Origin of the sequence: Hymenobacter lucidus, from assembly GCF_020447265.1 — a bacterium.
GTDB classification, from domain to species: domain Bacteria; phylum Bacteroidota; class Bacteroidia; order Cytophagales; family Hymenobacteraceae; genus Hymenobacter; species Hymenobacter lucidus.
Window position 1 is genome coordinate 124,284 of record NZ_JAJADR010000001.1, and the last position, 15,474, is coordinate 139,757.

General features: G+C 59.8%; 19 protein-coding genes. 6 read left to right on the top strand and 13 right to left on the bottom strand.

Annotated elements, in window-relative coordinates:
* Positions 1-2: 2 nt before the first annotated feature.
* Positions 3-557 (bottom strand): GNAT family N-acetyltransferase, encoded by a 555-nt coding sequence (locus LGH74_RS00580; RefSeq protein WP_226170353.1) that lies wholly within the window; start codon positions 555-557, stop codon positions 3-5.
* Positions 558-650: 93 nt separating this feature from the next.
* The gene (locus LGH74_RS00585) at positions 651-1,223 is read right to left on the bottom strand and encodes a GNAT family N-acetyltransferase (RefSeq protein ID WP_226170355.1); all 573 of its coding nucleotides are present in this window, start codon (positions 1,221-1,223) and stop codon (positions 651-653) included.
* 177 nt (positions 1,224-1,400) lie between these two features.
* Here LGH74_RS00585 and LGH74_RS00590 point away from each other — a divergent pair, with 177 nt between their 5' ends.
* On the top strand, positions 1,401-1,835 hold the full coding sequence (locus LGH74_RS00590; protein WP_226170357.1) for a hypothetical protein: 435 nt from the start codon (positions 1,401-1,403) through the stop codon (positions 1,833-1,835).
* Between the two features lie 12 nt (positions 1,836-1,847).
* On the opposite strand, the gene LGH74_RS00595 is transcribed toward LGH74_RS00590, so the two are convergent.
* Positions 1,848-2,837 (bottom strand): pectinesterase family protein, encoded by a 990-nt coding sequence (locus LGH74_RS00595; protein ID WP_226170359.1) that lies wholly within the window; start codon positions 2,835-2,837, stop codon positions 1,848-1,850.
* Between the two features lie 233 nt (positions 2,838-3,070).
* On the opposite strand from LGH74_RS00595, the gene LGH74_RS00600 reads away from it, so the two are divergent.
* Positions 3,071-3,466, top strand: a complete 396-nt coding sequence (locus LGH74_RS00600; RefSeq protein ID WP_226170361.1) for a nuclear transport factor 2 family protein — start codon at positions 3,071-3,073, stop codon at positions 3,464-3,466.
* Between the two features lie 37 nt (positions 3,467-3,503).
* Here the strand turns inward: LGH74_RS00600 and LGH74_RS00605 are convergent, their stop codons facing one another.
* From LGH74_RS00605 to LGH74_RS00615, 3 genes are all read right to left on the bottom strand, one after another.
* Complete coding sequence (locus LGH74_RS00605; protein WP_226170363.1) at positions 3,504-4,388, bottom strand: DUF5694 domain-containing protein; 885 nt, start codon at positions 4,386-4,388, stop codon at positions 3,504-3,506.
* Positions 4,389-4,513: 125 nt separating this feature from the next.
* The gene (locus LGH74_RS00610; protein ID WP_226170366.1) at positions 4,514-5,059 is read right to left on the bottom strand and encodes a glycosyl-4,4'-diaponeurosporenoate acyltransferase CrtO family protein; all 546 of its coding nucleotides are present in this window, start codon (positions 5,057-5,059) and stop codon (positions 4,514-4,516) included.
* A 38-nt stretch (positions 5,060-5,097) separates the two neighbouring features.
* The gene (locus LGH74_RS00615) at positions 5,098-5,694 is read right to left on the bottom strand and encodes a hypothetical protein (protein ID WP_226170369.1); all 597 of its coding nucleotides are present in this window, start codon (positions 5,692-5,694) and stop codon (positions 5,098-5,100) included.
* A gap of 385 nt (positions 5,695-6,079) precedes the next feature.
* On the opposite strand from LGH74_RS00615, the gene LGH74_RS00620 reads away from it, so the two are divergent.
* Positions 6,080-6,523: a hypothetical protein gene (locus LGH74_RS00620; protein ID WP_226170372.1), complete on the top strand. Its 444-nt coding sequence runs from the start codon at positions 6,080-6,082 to the stop codon at positions 6,521-6,523.
* Positions 6,524-6,565: 42 nt separating this feature from the next.
* On the opposite strand, the gene LGH74_RS00625 is transcribed toward LGH74_RS00620, so the two are convergent.
* Both LGH74_RS00625 and LGH74_RS00630 read right to left on the bottom strand, forming a co-directional pair.
* A complete protein-coding gene (locus tag LGH74_RS00625) occupies positions 6,566-7,429 on the bottom strand; it encodes an alpha/beta hydrolase family protein (protein WP_226170374.1) in 864 nt (287 codons plus the stop codon).
* Positions 7,430-7,523: 94 nt separating this feature from the next.
* Positions 7,524-7,787 carry a hypothetical protein gene (locus LGH74_RS00630; protein ID WP_226170376.1) on the bottom strand — a complete coding sequence of 88 codons (264 nt, stop codon included), beginning with the start codon at positions 7,785-7,787 and terminating at the stop codon, positions 7,524-7,526.
* 212 nt (positions 7,788-7,999) lie between these two features.
* Here LGH74_RS00630 and LGH74_RS00635 point away from each other — a divergent pair, with 212 nt between their 5' ends.
* Positions 8,000-8,926 (top strand): helix-turn-helix transcriptional regulator, encoded by a 927-nt coding sequence (locus LGH74_RS00635; protein ID WP_226170378.1) that lies wholly within the window; start codon positions 8,000-8,002, stop codon positions 8,924-8,926.
* A 110-nt stretch (positions 8,927-9,036) separates the two neighbouring features.
* Positions 9,037-9,918, top strand: a complete 882-nt coding sequence (locus LGH74_RS00640; RefSeq protein ID WP_226170380.1) for an SDR family oxidoreductase — start codon at positions 9,037-9,039, stop codon at positions 9,916-9,918.
* Between the two features lie 194 nt (positions 9,919-10,112).
* On the opposite strand, the gene LGH74_RS00645 is transcribed toward LGH74_RS00640, so the two are convergent.
* The 4 genes from LGH74_RS00645 to LGH74_RS00660 form a co-directional block, all read right to left on the bottom strand.
* Entirely contained in the window at positions 10,113-10,727 is a 615-nt protein-coding gene (locus tag LGH74_RS00645) for a hypothetical protein (protein ID WP_226170382.1), read from the bottom strand.
* A gap of 126 nt (positions 10,728-10,853) precedes the next feature.
* Positions 10,854-11,273 carry a ferritin gene (locus LGH74_RS00650; protein WP_226173706.1) on the bottom strand — a complete coding sequence of 140 codons (420 nt, stop codon included), beginning with the start codon at positions 11,271-11,273 and terminating at the stop codon, positions 10,854-10,856.
* Between the two features lie 192 nt (positions 11,274-11,465).
* A complete protein-coding gene (locus LGH74_RS00655) occupies positions 11,466-11,798 on the bottom strand; it encodes a hypothetical protein (RefSeq protein ID WP_226170384.1) in 333 nt (110 codons plus the stop codon).
* Between the two features lie 87 nt (positions 11,799-11,885).
* Complete coding sequence (locus LGH74_RS00660; protein ID WP_226170386.1) at positions 11,886-13,430, bottom strand: T9SS type A sorting domain-containing protein; 1,545 nt, start codon at positions 13,428-13,430, stop codon at positions 11,886-11,888.
* A 323-nt stretch (positions 13,431-13,753) separates the two neighbouring features.
* On the opposite strand from LGH74_RS00660, the gene LGH74_RS00665 reads away from it, so the two are divergent.
* Positions 13,754-14,536: a PKD domain-containing protein gene (locus tag LGH74_RS00665; protein WP_226170388.1), complete on the top strand. Its 783-nt coding sequence runs from the start codon at positions 13,754-13,756 to the stop codon at positions 14,534-14,536.
* A gap of 233 nt (positions 14,537-14,769) precedes the next feature.
* Here the strand turns inward: LGH74_RS00665 and LGH74_RS00670 are convergent, their stop codons facing one another.
* A complete protein-coding gene (locus LGH74_RS00670) occupies positions 14,770-15,465 on the bottom strand; it encodes a hypothetical protein (protein ID WP_226170390.1) in 696 nt (231 codons plus the stop codon).
* Positions 15,466-15,474 lie beyond the last annotated feature (9 nt).

Here is a 15,474-nt window from a genome sequence, read left to right on the forward strand (position 1 = left end):
TGCTACCGTTCCTTGGTCAGCAGGGTGTACACCGCCGTATCCAGAAACTGGCCCTGAAAATAGGAGCTCTCCCGAAAGTAGCCTTCCCGCACGAAGCCCTGCTTTTCCAGCAGCCGGATGGATGCAATATTTTCCGGGTCTACGTGGGCCTCCAGGCTGTGCAGGCGCAGCTGCTCGAAGCTATAGCGCACCACGGCGGCCAGGGCTTCAGCCATCAGGCCCTGCTTTTCATACTGCGGATGCAGGCCATAGCCTACTTCGGCCCGGTGGGCGGCCGGCTGCAGGTTCCACAGGCAGATGGTGCCCAGCAGCGCCTGGTCGGTTTTGGGGCTCAGGCCCCACATGATGCCCTCATTGTTGACCAGCAGCTGTTCCAGTAGGGCCAAGTGGCGGTGAGCCTGCTCAAGGGTGGGCTCTTTCTCCCGGTGAATGTAGCGCAGAAAGGCATCATCGGAGCGGAAAAACCGGATGGTTGGGGCATCGTCGGTGGTAAGGGGCCGGAGCGTGAGTCGTTCCGTTTGTAGTACCGGGAAAGGGGTAAGCTGGATGGAAAGCATCGGACAAATAATGACTGGTTTTTTCGGCCCGGCGCCGGTCGGGTTGCGAAGTGAATAACCACATTTGCCGCCAATAATCAGTTGAAGTGCGCCTTACCATAGCGGGCGGCCCTCGGCATCGGTGGGCACGGCGGGCACCACGGCCCGCTCGAAGCGCAGGAGGCCATCGGCCGCTAAGCCGGCCGGCTCAAACCCATTGTGCACCAATACCTGCTGCGAAGGCAGATTATCGGGCTGGGTGTGGGCGGCCAGCTGCTGAACCATGCCAGTTTGGGCCGCCTGGTGCAGCAGGCCCGCCACCAGCTCGGTGCCCAGGCCCTGCCCGCGCCAGTCGGCGGCAATGGAGTAGCCGATTTCGGCCTGGCCGGCCGCGTTAGGCGGGCCCAGAAAGCCGCCCGCACCCACCAGCGTGGTTGGGGTGGTGTCGGTAGCTTTTAGTAGAGCATACCAGCCGTACCAGCCCGCCGCCGTGCGGCCCCCGGCCGTGAGCTGCTCCAGGAAGTAGCGCATGGCCGCCAAGTCGTACTCGCCGGGCGGCCAGTCGGCGGGCATGGCAGCCCCGAGCAGGATGGGGAAGTAATGGGGTTTGTGCAGCTCGGCCGTAAGCAGGGCCCGGCTGGCGGCAATAAGCGTGAGGCGAGGCGTGTAGGTGATAAGCGGAATCATAGGCAGGCTATACGGCTTTCGAGCGGGAAGAGTAGCAAATATAGCCTGGCGGCCCAGCCTTGTCTTCAAGCTACTTGTGCCTGCTCGTAGTTGGTAGCTTTGCCCAACGAACATCTGCCAGCGCCGCCGGTTTGGCAAGAGAAGGTGGTTGCCTGTCGTTATTGCTGCCTTTGAGATATGAACTCTGAGCTTGCCGTTACCTTGTACTTTGAAAACGCGGCTGGTAGGCTGCTGGAAGACCCGGCGGGCTTTTTGCGGGCCCATTGGAGCACCCAGCCCCGGCAGCCGCAAGATACCCGCGCCCTGTTTACCCATATGCTGGCTGCCCTGCAGCGCCACGGCTGGAGCCGGATTCTGATCAACCAGGTCGGGATGCCGCCTTTTTCGCGGGATGAGCAGCAGTGGGTGGCCCAGCAATGGCTGCCGCGGGCCGTGCTGAAGGGCGGTTACCGGTACGGGGCCGTTGTGGTTTCGCCCGACGTGATGGTGCGCTTGGCCACGGCTTACATCACGACCAACATTCAGGGCTTGCCGCTTCTTTACCGCTCTTTCGAGCGGGTAGCCGAAGCCGAGGCCTGGCTACTACAGCAGCCAGGCACTTCGCAGCGCTAGGTCGATAACTGCTTAAGGTCGGCTGGTGGTTACAGCGGGCATGGTAGCTTCCTCAGCCGTAGGGTTCCAGCCGCGCAGGGCCGTTTCGTAGGTGTAGAATGCAGCCTGGTCGGCATTAAGCTGGCGCGACCAGCTGGTGCGGGCCTTAGGCTTCGCGCCCGGTCCCTTCGATTTGTATTCGGCAAAGAAGGCCTCCTGCTTGTTGTCTTCCTTGCCCCAATGGTCCCAGCCCTTGGGCTTGATGATGTTGCTCAGCTCGCAGTTGAGAAATACGGTTTTAGCGGCCGGTTTCCAGGGGCGGCCCAGGAAATAGGATTCCTCCGGCGCGTCGCCCACTACTTTGCAGCGCTGAAACACGTAGCCAAACCCAATGCTGTCGGGGGTGGAGGCGGCCGTCATGCAGGTGCCTTTGGGCTTGCAAAACAGGGTGCAGTCTTCAAACCAAGCTGTGGCGGCTCCCAGGATAAAATCGGTAGTGCCCTCGATGTAGCAGTTCTTGTAGAACTGGCGGCTGCCGTAGCCGTAGGTGTAGAGCGTGTCGCGGAAACCCAGGAAGCGGCAGTTCAGGAAACGGGCCTTGTCGCCGTATACCCACATGGCTGGGGCCTGGCCCGCTAGGCCCGCCGAGTTCTGAAACGTAATGTTTTCGGCCGTAAAGTTGTTGCCGAACACCCGGAAGCTGGCCGCTTCGGAAGTGCCCAATGGTTCACCGCTTTCGGTTTTGCGGCCGTTATAGTCGTCGTAAACGAGGATAGTCTGCTCTAAATCTTCCCCCAGCAGCTTCACGAAGTTCTGCTTCTTGGCCAGGTTCAGCTTCTCTTTATAGGTGCCCTTCTTAATGAGAATTGTGATGGGCACTTGGTTGTTTTTCGGCACCGCGTCCAGGGCTTCCTGCACGGTGCGGTAGGTGCCGCTGCCATCTTGGGCAACGGTTAGGGGCTTAGTTTGGGCAAAACCAATAATGGACGACAGTAGCAGCCAAATGAGTAGGAGCTTTTTCATGGATAATGGGGGGGCGGGTAGAGAAAATCATGGGGTTTGTGAAAAGTGTTGCGAGATAGGTAAGAGCGTGAGGATGCGCGGCGCGCAGAATCGGTAATGAGCAGGCAAAATATAAGAAAATGAAGTTGGGTCAAAATGCTTTTTTAGAAAGCAGCGCGCAGCGTGTCAAAACGGGCACCGGGCTATAGGTTCTTCCTTTATCTTGGGAGCATCATCCCTCTTCTACCACACCTATGCCCCTCGCTGTTATCAACACCTATTTCGCGCTGGTCGATGCTTTCGAAACCGATGCCGCCGCCTACGCCGCCGTGCTGCACCCCGAGGTAGTGCAGACGGAATACCCCAACACGATTTATAAAACCCTGCAGCACCGCACTTTTTCCGAAATTATCGACAACCTGCGCATCGCCCGGGAGTTGCTGCGCGACCCGCAATTCGACGTCACCCACACCCAGGTTTGTGCCGACGGGGTGGTGCTGGTAGAAGGACTCTGGCAGGCTACGGCCATCAATGACGTAGGGCCACTGCTGCGCGGGCAGCGGCTGGCGGCTCAGCTGTGCCTCATTTTCGAGTTCAAGGACGGTAAGATCTTCCGGCAGCGCCGCTACCCGTGCTACGAGTCGTTTTAGGAAAGTACATTACTGCCGCTTCCGCCCGGGCAGCCGTCTAATTCTGCTTCAGATACGCCGCCGCTTCCACTACCCGGAAGGCCGGATCGGTCTGGAAGATGCCTTGTAGCGAACCGACGTGGCGGGCCCCGAAAATAGCGAGAATGCGGGTGCTGGGCGTGGCCAGCTGCGTAGTCACGATGTTGGAATAGATTTTCAGGTCGCGGTTATAAAGCACCGATACGAATTCGGCCCCCACATAGTGCGGCTTAATGAAAGCGGCGTCTACCATGGGGTCAGGCTTCAGGGTGCCGTCGGTAACGCGGGCGGCCGTGCGGTATACCAGCGTGTGCAGCGTCTGGATGGTAGTGGGGCGGTTGATGAAGCCCACGTATTCACCCAGCGTCAGTTCGCCGCGCTTTAGCTTGTCCGTCACCGGGTTGAAGCCCGCCCGCATTTGGTCGGTAGCCTGCCGGTAGAGCTCGATGTTGGTACCCTCGTGCAAAATGCTCTGGGAGGTGCCGCCGGGTGCATTCACGCAGTAGATGCGCGGCAGCCCCAGCCGCTTGCCCAGCACAAATGCCAACTGATATACCTCCGAGCGGCCATCGGGCAGGCTGTCGAGCACCAGTTGGCCCTGGCGGTAGCGCTGGTAGAGGCTGTCGATGCGGCCCTGGCGCTCGGGCAGCTCCTCCACCATAATGGCATCGGGCCGGAAGCGCTGCACTTGGTCGTTGAGACGGGCCAGCTCGGCCTGCCGCCGGGGCGTGAGCACGTCGGTCAGCGGGTTCGAGCTTTTGTAGAGTTGGGCCAGATGGTCGCAGCCCAGCACCCAGATATCGGCGGGCCGGCCGGCGGCATTGGTAGTGCCGGTGGTAGCCGGGGCTTGCAGGGTAGCGCAGCCCGCCAAACCAGCCAGGGCTAATACGGAAAATCGGAACATAGAATATCTAAAGTAGGGAAGCGGCGAAAGTATGAAGCTGGCCCGGATTGGCGCCCGCCACAATAGGGATGCTGAAACTCATCCCAAGCGTTGCCTACCGAACCTCCTTGCCACGGGCTGCCAACTCACAAGTGCCGGTGTAGCCGCACCCGCAGATACTGCTGCAGCCATATCGGATACAGGTTATACCCTACGTTGGTAGCCAGAATAAGCAGTGCCCAGCCGGTGTAGCCCCGGGTGGCGGCATACAGGCTTATAAAGCCAAAGAACAGCAGCAGCGCCAGATGAAACCGTTCCTGGTGGTAGCTGGTGCCCACCAACGCCCGCACGGATGCCCGGCTATGCACGTGACGGTAGTGTGGGTAGCGCCGCCGCAGCAGGCGGTTTATGAGGCCGCCGTGCTGGGTGAGCTGATTGATGAGTGGCACGCCCAGCCGCCGGTACCGCGCGGGGCCGCTGCTCAGCTGCCAGTACCGAAACCACGCCACCGGCACGGCATACATTAGCAAACTGGCCGCCAGCAGCCCATACAGCCAGAGCCGCGCCACGTGCTGGTAGCAGAAAATGCTGACCGGCAGCAGGCCCGCCACCGACCAGAACACGTTGGGCACCGCGTTGCAGAAAGCCAGCAGCGCGGCGGAAGGAGCCGGATGTCGGGGCGGGTTGGGCATCGGCAGGAGTAGTGCAGTTGCCGGCTGACTCGCAGCGGCTACTTGCTGGTTTGCAGCGGCAGGTTGCTGAAGCGGCCCCTAATGATAACGTCGCAGTGGCGGGGATTGGGGGCTCCATATACTGCCATTGGGTCCTTCACATCAACCAGTGTCACGGTGTAGGTGCCGTCGAGCAGGAGCCGTTGGGTGTCAAACTTCGTAATCGTGAAGTCGCCAGCTACGGTGTGAAAGTTGCTGTTGTATTGATTGGAACCGCCCATCGTATTCGGTATTTCGAAAGAGTAGCTAACTTCCGTATCCAGGGCGTCAAAATTCTCCACCGTTTTGAGGGAATAAGTGCCTTCCAGGGCGGCGGGCATCGAGCCCCGTTCAAGGTTAAAAACCAAGCCTTCCTTACCGGCCCGGGGGTACACCCTCACGTCGAAATAAGGTCCATACTGCCAGGCTTCGCTCACCAGCACCTTAGTCTGGAAAGTAGTATCGCGCCGGGTGGGGCGGGCCTGGTCGTGGTACACGATGGAGCGCGTTAGGGTGGTTTCGGTGGAGGGTACAGTTTCCTCGTTGTCTTTGCTGCAGCCGGTGGCAAAGGCCAGCGCGCAGCTTAGCAGCAGGGATAGGGTAGCAGTGTATTTCATACAATGGATAAAAAAGGGTGTGGGCGGCCAGGCGAAAAATAGTGCCAGTTTAGTTGCCTTACGGCCCACCTGCGTGGTCTGGCCGCTGCCAAAGATATCAGGCATACCCACTTCGGTCACCAGCTTCCCGCTGCGGCCACCGGAATGGGCCGGGCATTGGTCCCGCCGAATGCTTTGCCCGGGACCGGACGCCCTGCCCGGTCCCGGACACTATTTGATTGTCGTTTTCGCTGAATATTGAATGTAAGTATTTGTAAAAGAAATGGTTAGTTAAGTGGCACGGCACTTGGTTACTTACTATCCGGGGCGGGCCGGCACTGTTCGGAAGCGCACAGCCGCCTGGTCCGGCCGCGTAGTTGTTCCACACTCTTTTTTGCTTACCGCTATGAAACTCTACCCTATTGTTGCCCGGCTGGCTTCGGCTGCTCCTTTTTTCTCCCGCTCCCTGGCCTTGGGCGCGGTGCTGTTCGGCCTCGCCGGCACCGGCCAACCAGCCCGCGCCCAACAAGCCTCGCCGGTGTCCGTCACCAGTCCCGATGCCGAAAGTATCCGGGTGCGCATCGACAACGTTGCTCAGCTGCCCGGCCGCGTGCAGGTGCTGAACCTGAGCAGCGGCCAGATGCTGTTCGACGAATCCTACACGGCTCCCGCATACGGCAAACGCTTCAGCTTCCGCAACTTGCCCGCCGGCCGTTATGCTCTGCTGCTGAAGGCAGCCGGCACCCAATACCGCTACGTGATGCAGGTGCAGGCCGGCCCAGTCGGCCCCGTCCTCACGCTGCGCACCATCCGGGTGCAGGGCGAGCAGCTGCTGACGGCGGCGCGCTAACAGTCCGGAAAGCACAATGTGAGGGCAGGGTTGGATAGTGACTCAGTGCCCCGTCACCAGCGCCCCGATTTCCCGGCGCACCGCCTCCGACAGGAATATTTCGTGGCCCTCTTTTGGCAGCTGCACCAGCTTGGCCGGGCTGCGGCGCTGCTGCAGCGCCTGCCAGTAGACGTAGCTGAAACGCGGCGGAGCCACTGAGTCAGCTGTTCCCACAACCAGGGTAATGGGCACGGTCACGTCGACGGTACCAACCAGCGCCTGGGGCGAGAGGCTGCGTACGGGGCGTTGCCAGATGGCCTTGCCGTCTTCGAGTTGATACATGTGCTGGCGCCAGCGCGGCACATCACAGGGGCAGGCAGCCAACAGCGCTGCGTCGATACGGTCGGGGTAACGGGCCAGCACGTTGGCCGTTAGTGCGGCCCCGCCCGAATGGCCGGCTACCACTACCCGGCCCGGGTGATAGCGCTGCCGCAGCTCTCGCAGGGCCGCCGCCACTGCGTCTACGTCTGCGGGCGTATAGTTGTCGCCGGTGGCTTCGCCGCGCTTCCCTGCCGACTGCTTGCCCCGGGCATCGGTATAGCCCGGCCGCAGCAAACCCACGGCTACTACGTTGGGGTAGGCCGTCGCTAGCTGCCGGGCCAATGTGTACTGATGTTCCGGCGGCCGAAAGGGGGCATCGCCGTGCAGCACCACCACCAGCGTAGGCCGGGCCGTGCGCTTGGCGCTAAAGAAAGCCTGCAGGTGGAGGCGCTGCTTTCCCTGGCCTACCCACTCCACCGTGTCGGGGATTAAGCCGGCTGCCCGTTCCGCCGCTTCGGCAGCAGCCCCGGGCTTGCCCTGGCAGCTACTGAGCAACGCCACGGTGCCGAGTAACAGTAGCGGGTAGTAGTTGGGTGAGGATGGCATAACACCGCGTTTGAATTCTGTGCGAAAAAGCCCGGCAATACTCTGGAAACGTGGTCAGTAGTCTTATATCAGGTCCCGACGGCACGGCGCTGGCTCATTCGGAGCGGTGCCGCAACCGACTAATACCGGCCGCCGACTGTACTACCAAGCTGTCCTTATCCAGCTTCAACATCTGCTGCCGGATGATAATGTGCTTACTGAAATGGATAAGTAGACTGTCCTGCTTGAGCTGGTAGCGCACCGGCTCCTGCATATGTCCGAGGAAGTATATTCTTCGGCTCTTAATCAGGAATAAGCCGTTTTCTTCCAGACTTTCGCCCCAGGCACCTTGCAGGAGCGTCAGAGTAGTAGGGGACATGTGCGACTTTGGCTTCTGGCCCCGCACCGGTGCCGCACCAAGTAAAACTAACGATAAGCAACCAAGATAGTGGAGTAGCATGCGAGGAAGATAGCAAAATATGGGGCCCAGTGTATATAGTACAACTGGCGTGGGTGTCATGCCGCGCATTTCGCGCCCCGCCGGGCATCTTCTGCCTAACGTGTTATATTTGGTTTTTACAACTGCCCGCTATGAAGTCCAAGTCCCTGGAAGCGTTTTACACCAAGTTTGCCGACTTGGCTGATGCCGCGCCGAATACGATGCCGTCAGCCGCACTCCGGGAAGTCGGTCATTTCAACATCTTCCGGGTGGCCGACCTGATGCGCAGCTACCCCAACAAGCTGCCGATGACGTTTGACCGCCAGGAGTACTACAAAATATGCCTGATCCGGGGGCATAGCCGGGTAGAGTATGCCGACAAAGTGGTGGAAATAGCGCACAATGCCCTGTGGGTGGCCACCTCGCGGGTGCCCTACCGCTGGGTACCCCATACCCTGGAGCAAACTGGCTATTTCTGCCTCTTCACCGAGGCGTTTCTGCTGCCCGCCAAGACCAGCGTAGCTGCGGAGGATCTGCCGATTTTTCAGCCCGCCGCGTGCCCGGTAGTAGAACTCACGGACGAGCAGTATGCTACTGTTGAAACCGTTTTTGAGAAGATGGCCCAGGAAATTGCTTCCGGCTATACTTACAAGTACGACTTGCTGCGCGCCCACCTCTGGGAGCTGATTCATATGGGACAAAAGCTGCAGCCCACGCCCGCCCCGCTGCCCGGCCACAATGCGTCGGCGCGGGTGGCGGCCCTGTTTGCCGAGCTGCTGGAGCGGCAGTTTCCCCTGGCCACGCCCCAGCAGCAGTTGCGCCTGCGCACGCCCAAGGACTATGCCGACCACCTCGCGGTGCACGTCAACCACCTCAACCGCGTGCTGAAGGAAACTACCGGCCATACCACCTCTGCCCTCATCGGCGACCGGGTAGCGCAGGAAGCCCGGATGCTGCTCCGGCAAACCAGCTGGACCGTCTCAGAAATTGCCGACAGCCTGGGCTTTTCCGATGTGGCCCACTTCTGCAACTTCTTCAAGCGCCAGACCTCCCTCACTCCCGGCGACTTCCGGGGCTGAGCCGCGTTGTTTGAATGATACAGTAGATGGTTTGACTCGCGCAGCTATAGTGCTCCTAGCCTGCCCCACCTTTGAGGAGTAGAAATAACCACTCTCTAAAGGATCAGCATATGCGTGTTTTCGTTACTGGCGCTACGGGCTTTATCGGCTCGGCCATCGTTCAGGAATTACTCGGCGCGGGCCATCAGGTGCTCGGCCTCGCCCGCTCCGAAGCCACGGCTCAGGCGCTGACTGCGGCCGGGGCCGAAGTGCACCGGGGCACCCTCGACGACCTCGACAGCCTGCGCCGCGGTGCCGCCACGGCCGATGGCGTCATCCACACGGCTTTCAACCACGACTTCTCCCAATATGAAGCCGCCGCCCAAACCGACCGGCACGCTATTGAGGCCTTGGGCGCGGCCCTAGCCGGCTCCGGCCGGCCGCTTCTCGTTACCTCGGGGCTGGCGGGCTTTGACTTAGGCCACTTGCCCACCGAAGACGATAGTCCGGCGGCCTCGTTCCGCTTGTCGGAGCCGGCGGCCCTGGCTCTGACGGCGCAGGGCGTGCGCCCGATAGTGATACGCCTGGCTGCCTCCGTGCACGACCAGGGCGACCAGGGCTTCGTGCCGACGCTCATCAACATTGCCCGTGAAAAAGGCGTAGCGGCTTACGTGGGTGAGGGGCTCAACCGCTGGCCCGCCGTGCACCGCCTCGATGCCGCCCACCTCTACCGCCTGGCTCTGGAGCAGGGCACGGCCGGGGCCCGCTACCACGGCGCGGCCGATGAAGGCATTGCCTTGCGCGATATTGCCGCCGTCATCGGCCGCCACCTCAATGTACCGGTTGTATCCAAAACCCTCGAAGAAGCTGCCGACCACTTCGGCTGGATGGCCCGTTTCGTGGGCCTCGACCTGGCCGCTTCCAGCGCCCTCACCCGGCAGCGCCTGGGCTGGCAGCCCACCCACCCCGGCCTGCTCGCCGACCTGGAGCAGGGGCACTATTTCGGGAAGTAAGCGGCCTGTTAAGCCTTAAGGATTGGATTACCGGACAACAAAAAGCCGCGCTGATACCAGACGCGGCTTTTTATTCTCTAGCCATGGCAACTCGCCTTCCAGAGCCCGAATTCCCACAGCTTGGCATCAACCGGTATGAAGGAAGTTGCTTTGAGCTGCTACTGATGTGGCAATGGGGCGTGGGCAACCAGTGCCTATTGATATACTTTTAGATTAGCGAACGTACCTACGACAACCACCGTGCATTCTTTCTGCAGTGCCTGGGGAAGTCCTGCTAGGGCCGCCGGGTCCGATACTTTTTGCTGAATTATATTGAATGAACCAGATATTAGCTGCGTCTTCGAATCGTATTGTGTAATAGTGACTATGCCACGGCTCAAACTACTGTAATTAGTATGGATGAGCGGGCGCAGACCATTTCCTACCGTATAGGTGCCGCCGGCGCTAACAGCCCCGTGCTTGAGAGGGTAGTCCCCAATCCAAGTCGAACTTAGAATTGACGACGGAATGGTAACATGAAGTTGCCCAGGTTCTGCTGGCATTGCCAGGGAAATTATCAGTCTGCTGTAAGTAGATGGAACATTTGGCCCAAGAGCGGAGCCCTGAATGTCTTGCGTTTCATAGCGGGTCCGCACCACCATTGCCGTGTCGCCATTTGGAGCCGGCTGTGGCAGGCCATAGTGCAGCTCACGTTGTAGACTGGTTTCAGCTACCGGGGCCGGGTCGTCTGAAGCGTTGTCGGATGAGTCGGAGCAAGCAGGAAGAGTAGCAGCCCCCGCAGCTAGTAGTAATGCGAAAATCGGTTTCATATATTAAGATAAAGGCGTTAACCAGGGTAGTTCCTACAATAATAGGAAAAGGCTGCTGGAGTTCCGGAAGACCCGCACCAGCCAGAGCCACCTAGATGATGTTCTTAAAAGTCGGGCTGCGCTCGGCTACGGGCGGCCGTTGGAGGTATCGGCGGCGGTGTTGCCGCGGAACAGCAGGATGTCCTTATCGAACATGTAGATGCCGCTTTTATCGTCGCCGAACAGCTCCAGCTTGTCGTTCAGGGTGCGGGCCAGGGCTTCTTCCTCCAGCTGTTCCGCTACGTACCACTGTAGGAAGTTGTGGGTGGCAAAGTCGCGCTCCTGTAGCGTGAGGCCCACCAGCTCGTTGATGCTCTCCGATACGGCTATTTCATGGCGCAGGAAATCGTCGAATACGCGCTTCAGCGACTGAAACGTAATAACCGGCTGGGGCAGGGCCGGCACCAGGGCAAAGCCGCCCCCCTCGTTCACGTAGCGAATGAGCTTGAGCATATGCACCCGCTCCTCGTCGCTCTGCTGGTAGAAAAAGTTGGTTACCCCATCCAGGCCCGGCTAAGTCTCGGCCCACGACGCCATGGCCAAATAGGCCTGCGACGACTGCGCCTCCATAAAAATCTGCTTGTTGAGGGCGTCTTGAACGAGTTGGGGCAGCATAGCGGGAATGGAATGGTGGAGTGAATGAGTAATGTACAGGCTTACGTCCACCAGCGGCACGCATTGCCGGCTTGCGCGAGCCAGCTACATCAGCAGGCTGGCGAGAGACGGAATTTGCCAGAAGGGCATATACTCCGGCCAGCCCAGCAGAAAGGAAAACAGCACGTGAATGAAGGGCGCCGACAGAAAGCTGAGCCCCACATATGCCGCGGTGCGGGCCCGACTCAGTTGCAGCACCAGTGGGGGCAGCAGCACCGTAATCAGCATCGGGATGGGGTAGTAGAGCCACCAGGGTAACCCCAGCAGGGCCCCGTACTTTCCGAACACCATGCCGAACACCACCACGACCAGGGCCAGCAGGGCAATAACCGGCTGCCGGGCCCGGAACTGCTCGGGGGGCAGCAGCAGCCGGAGCATCAGCCAGAAGACTACCAATTAGGCCAGAATCATGAAGGGGAAATGCCAGGCGGTGTTCATACCCAAAAAGACGATGGCGCCCGAAGGCTACTGTTTCACAAGTCGAATGCTTTGCTTCCTATCCGGGCCCGTCCGAAGCAGGTAGATACCAGTGGGCAGATCGGCCACGGAAATGGTAGCGCCCGTGCCCTGGAGTAGCAGCTTGCCCAGCACATCGTAGAGTTGGTAGGGCGCTGGGGCGGGTAGATGAAAAATGCTGCTGACCGGGTTGGGGTAGCCCGCGGCCAGTGCCGGTTGGGCGTCGTCGGTGCCCAGGGCCCGGCAGGCCGTCAGGATGGCCGGGGCGGTGCAGGTAGCGGCGTTGTTCGAGATGGAAGCGCTGCCCCCGCTGGCCAGGTACTGACAAATCCAGGGCTCGGTGCACGTTGCCAGTCGACGGTTGTTGATGATGCTCAGCTGGGTAAGTGCCGAGTAGCTGCTGTACCTAAAAGCTTCGTTCAGAGACGTTAAAGAGTCACTGTCGCCGATGGTTATTCGGCGGGGCGCATTCATATTTAGCCCCCCAAAGCCTCGCACGCGCCCCAGCTTCGGGTTGCTCGTGACTTGGATATAGTTCGTGGATTCCGCATCGTTGAACCCGGAAATAGTCCGTAGCGAGGCGTTGTAGCCAATATCCAGGCTGCCTATCCGGCTGCCGTCAAAACCCGAAATAGTCAGCAGCCGCTCGTTTGAATTAATGTAGGCAGCCGTGGCCCGAACGCCCGCAAAGCCGGAAATAGTAGTTAGTCGGGCGTGGGTGTTGATGCTCAGGTTGCCGTCTATTACCAGCGGGCCATTGAAGCCGGAAATACTGGCCATGGCCGAATCATTGCTGATGTTGAGCGACTTCACCCGGCGCAGGTTATTGAACCCGGCCAGCTCCCGCAAAGACTTGTTGTTATAAATCGAAAACTGATCCGTGGCGGTGAAGGAGGTGAAGCCCAGAATGTTCTCCAGGGCGCGGTTTTCGGCAATAACCAGCTCCGTCGCCGGAAACGTAGCATCCGGTACCAGCGTCGTCACATTGTTGAAGCCGGTGATGGAGCGCAGGGCCGGGCAGCTGGTGATAGACAGCACGGCCGTCGTTTGCAGCACGTTGAACCCCGATATACCAGCTAGCCTGTTGTTGCGGGTGATTTGGATGGTCTTGGAGTTGCGCAGCCGGAAGAAGCCGGATATACTCGTCAGGGACGGATTGTCGGATATGATGACGTAGGAACCCACCGACACCAGGCCCCGGAAGGCCGAAGAAGGCCCGGCATTGATAGACAACTCCGTCAGGCTGGTGGCAGTGGTAATATCCAGCTCGCCGCCGATGGTGGCAATGTTGTCCAAGCCCTGAATATTGGTCAGATCATTCAGAATCAGTACCACACTCCCGGTTACGGTGGTAATGTTCGAGAGGGGCGTCAGGTCGTAAATCCCGTCCGTTGAAGTCGGGGTGCCGCCCCGAATCGACAAGACGGAAACGGTAGTACAGCCAGTGGCGCCAAAGGCATTTACCTCCGCCTGGGTTGTGAGCGTCGCATTGCACTGGGCGCGGGCCCCAAAGGTGACGCCCACGAGCAAGGCCAGGAGTAACAGGTGTTTCATGCGCAAATCGGTGGGTGTTGGTGAGGGAGTTGGCCGAAGTAGGCCAGTGAAGCGGCAAAAGGCCCCGTACTGCTCCGCCAGCGCCGGCCACGACGCTCAGGCTGGGGGCAATAAAGGTAAAAGAAACGGCAACTCGCTGCCCGTATCAGGTGAAAATCAGCGCTTCACGGGGCCGTGAGAACGTGAAAAACCGGGCTCCCAAAACAGCCGTCCCCGTTGGAGAAACAACCTGTTTGCCCTACTTTGGCCCCGTATTCCACTGCCGGGGTAAGTGCCCGGTAGATTGAGTGTATCGTGTTCGTCATCGTTTTATCAGAAACTATATGAAAAAACTGCTCCTGAGTATGGCCCTACTGGGCTCTTTCACCGCTTGCCAGAAAGACGACGCGGCCCCGGCGGCCGTGCCGGGCTTTGCCTTTCGGGCTACTACCGCCGATGCCCTGACGATGGCCACGCACGACACCTGCTCCTTGTTCAACAAGTCGCAGCACGCGCAGTCGGTTGCCTGGGACTTCGGCAACGGCGTCACGTCGGAGGCCCCGCGCCCGGTGCTGTCCTACGACAAGCCCGGCACCTACACCGTTAAACTGACCACCACCAACCGGGAAGGCCTGAAAACCTCGGTATCCAAGACCGTGCAGGTGCTGGATCTGGTGGTGAAGCGCATCGTGCTCAACCGGACCTACTGGTCCTTGACGCCAATTCCGAACTTCAACTCCACCTGGCCCAAAACGGATGAGGCCGACGTGTACGTGCAGATTCAGCACCTAACCCCGGATAGCAGATTCTTGCCCGGCGGCATCGTGGAAAATGCGCCCGTGGTGTTTAAGAGCGCACCGCTGAAAAACGTGTTTCGGGACACCCGCACGCCGCTGGTCATTGAGGTGCCCGGCAAGGTGGTGCTCGACAAGCGTAAGTTCAGACTCAGCACGGACCGTTACGTGACTAGCCTGATGGCAACCAACGCCGACGGTACTTACTGTTTGATGGGCAGCTGGTTTAGCGGGAGCAGTGACATGGCGAGAATCGATGATTTCACCACCCGCCAGTACGTCTACAACGTGTCGCTGCTCAGCTACTTGGATATTGAGTGCCGCTACGAGTAGACAGCAGCGCCGTACTTGGTCGGCTGTCATCCTGCATCTGGCATACGCTTGCGAGGACCTCCCTCACCTGAGTGACAAGCAGTAGTAAACGCGAAAAGCCCTTTGCCGCACCGGTGGCAAAGGGCTTTTTACGTTAGGTACTAGTAGTAGTGGGGTAGGCGAGTAAGGTTCTTCGCAAGCGTACGCCAGATGCAGGATGACAGCTGAAAGATGACCGACGAAGCGGCAAGCCCCTAGTAGCTTTCCTTCTGAAACCCGAACTCCCGCAGCCTGGCCTCAAACGTATCCGGGAACTGGGCCTTGATGTGGTGAATGAGGGCGCGCAGGGTTTTGCGCACCTGCTCCTCGTCCTGGTCTTTGGTGCTCACCTTGCCGCTGCGCTGCCCGCTGGTTTCGGTGGTTTGGGCTACCAGCTCCCGGTACTCGGCTGCCAGGGGCTCCCAGTGGGCGGTGCCATACTTGTTCTTGTCGAACTTATGCGTCTTGAGGGCCGCCAGCAGCTTATCCAGCGCCTTCACCCGCTCGGCGCGGTTGCGGGGCAGTTGGTAGGTCTTGTTTGCTTTTTCAATTCCGAACTCGCCGTAGTACGCCGTCTTGTCGTCCTGGGCTTCGGTCAGGTAGGCTTTCACGTAGGCCAAGCTCTTATTAAACACCTTATCCAATGCCTTCAGGCGCTTGGATTGCGGGGTGCGGGCATCACCGGCGGCATCGGCCTCGTCGCGGCTGGCGGCGAAGGCGGCGGTCTGGGCGGCAAAGTCGGCTTTGGTGAGCCAGAGTAGTGCTGGCAGCTCCGAGTCTTGCCACGCTTTGGCGGCATTCGTCGCTACCTCCGCCAGGGCAATAGCATTGGTAGGTAATTGGCCGGCCCGTTTCACGGACTTGGCAGTTTTGGCCGGCGTAGCCGCCGACTCAGCAGGATTACTGGACATTGATAGAAT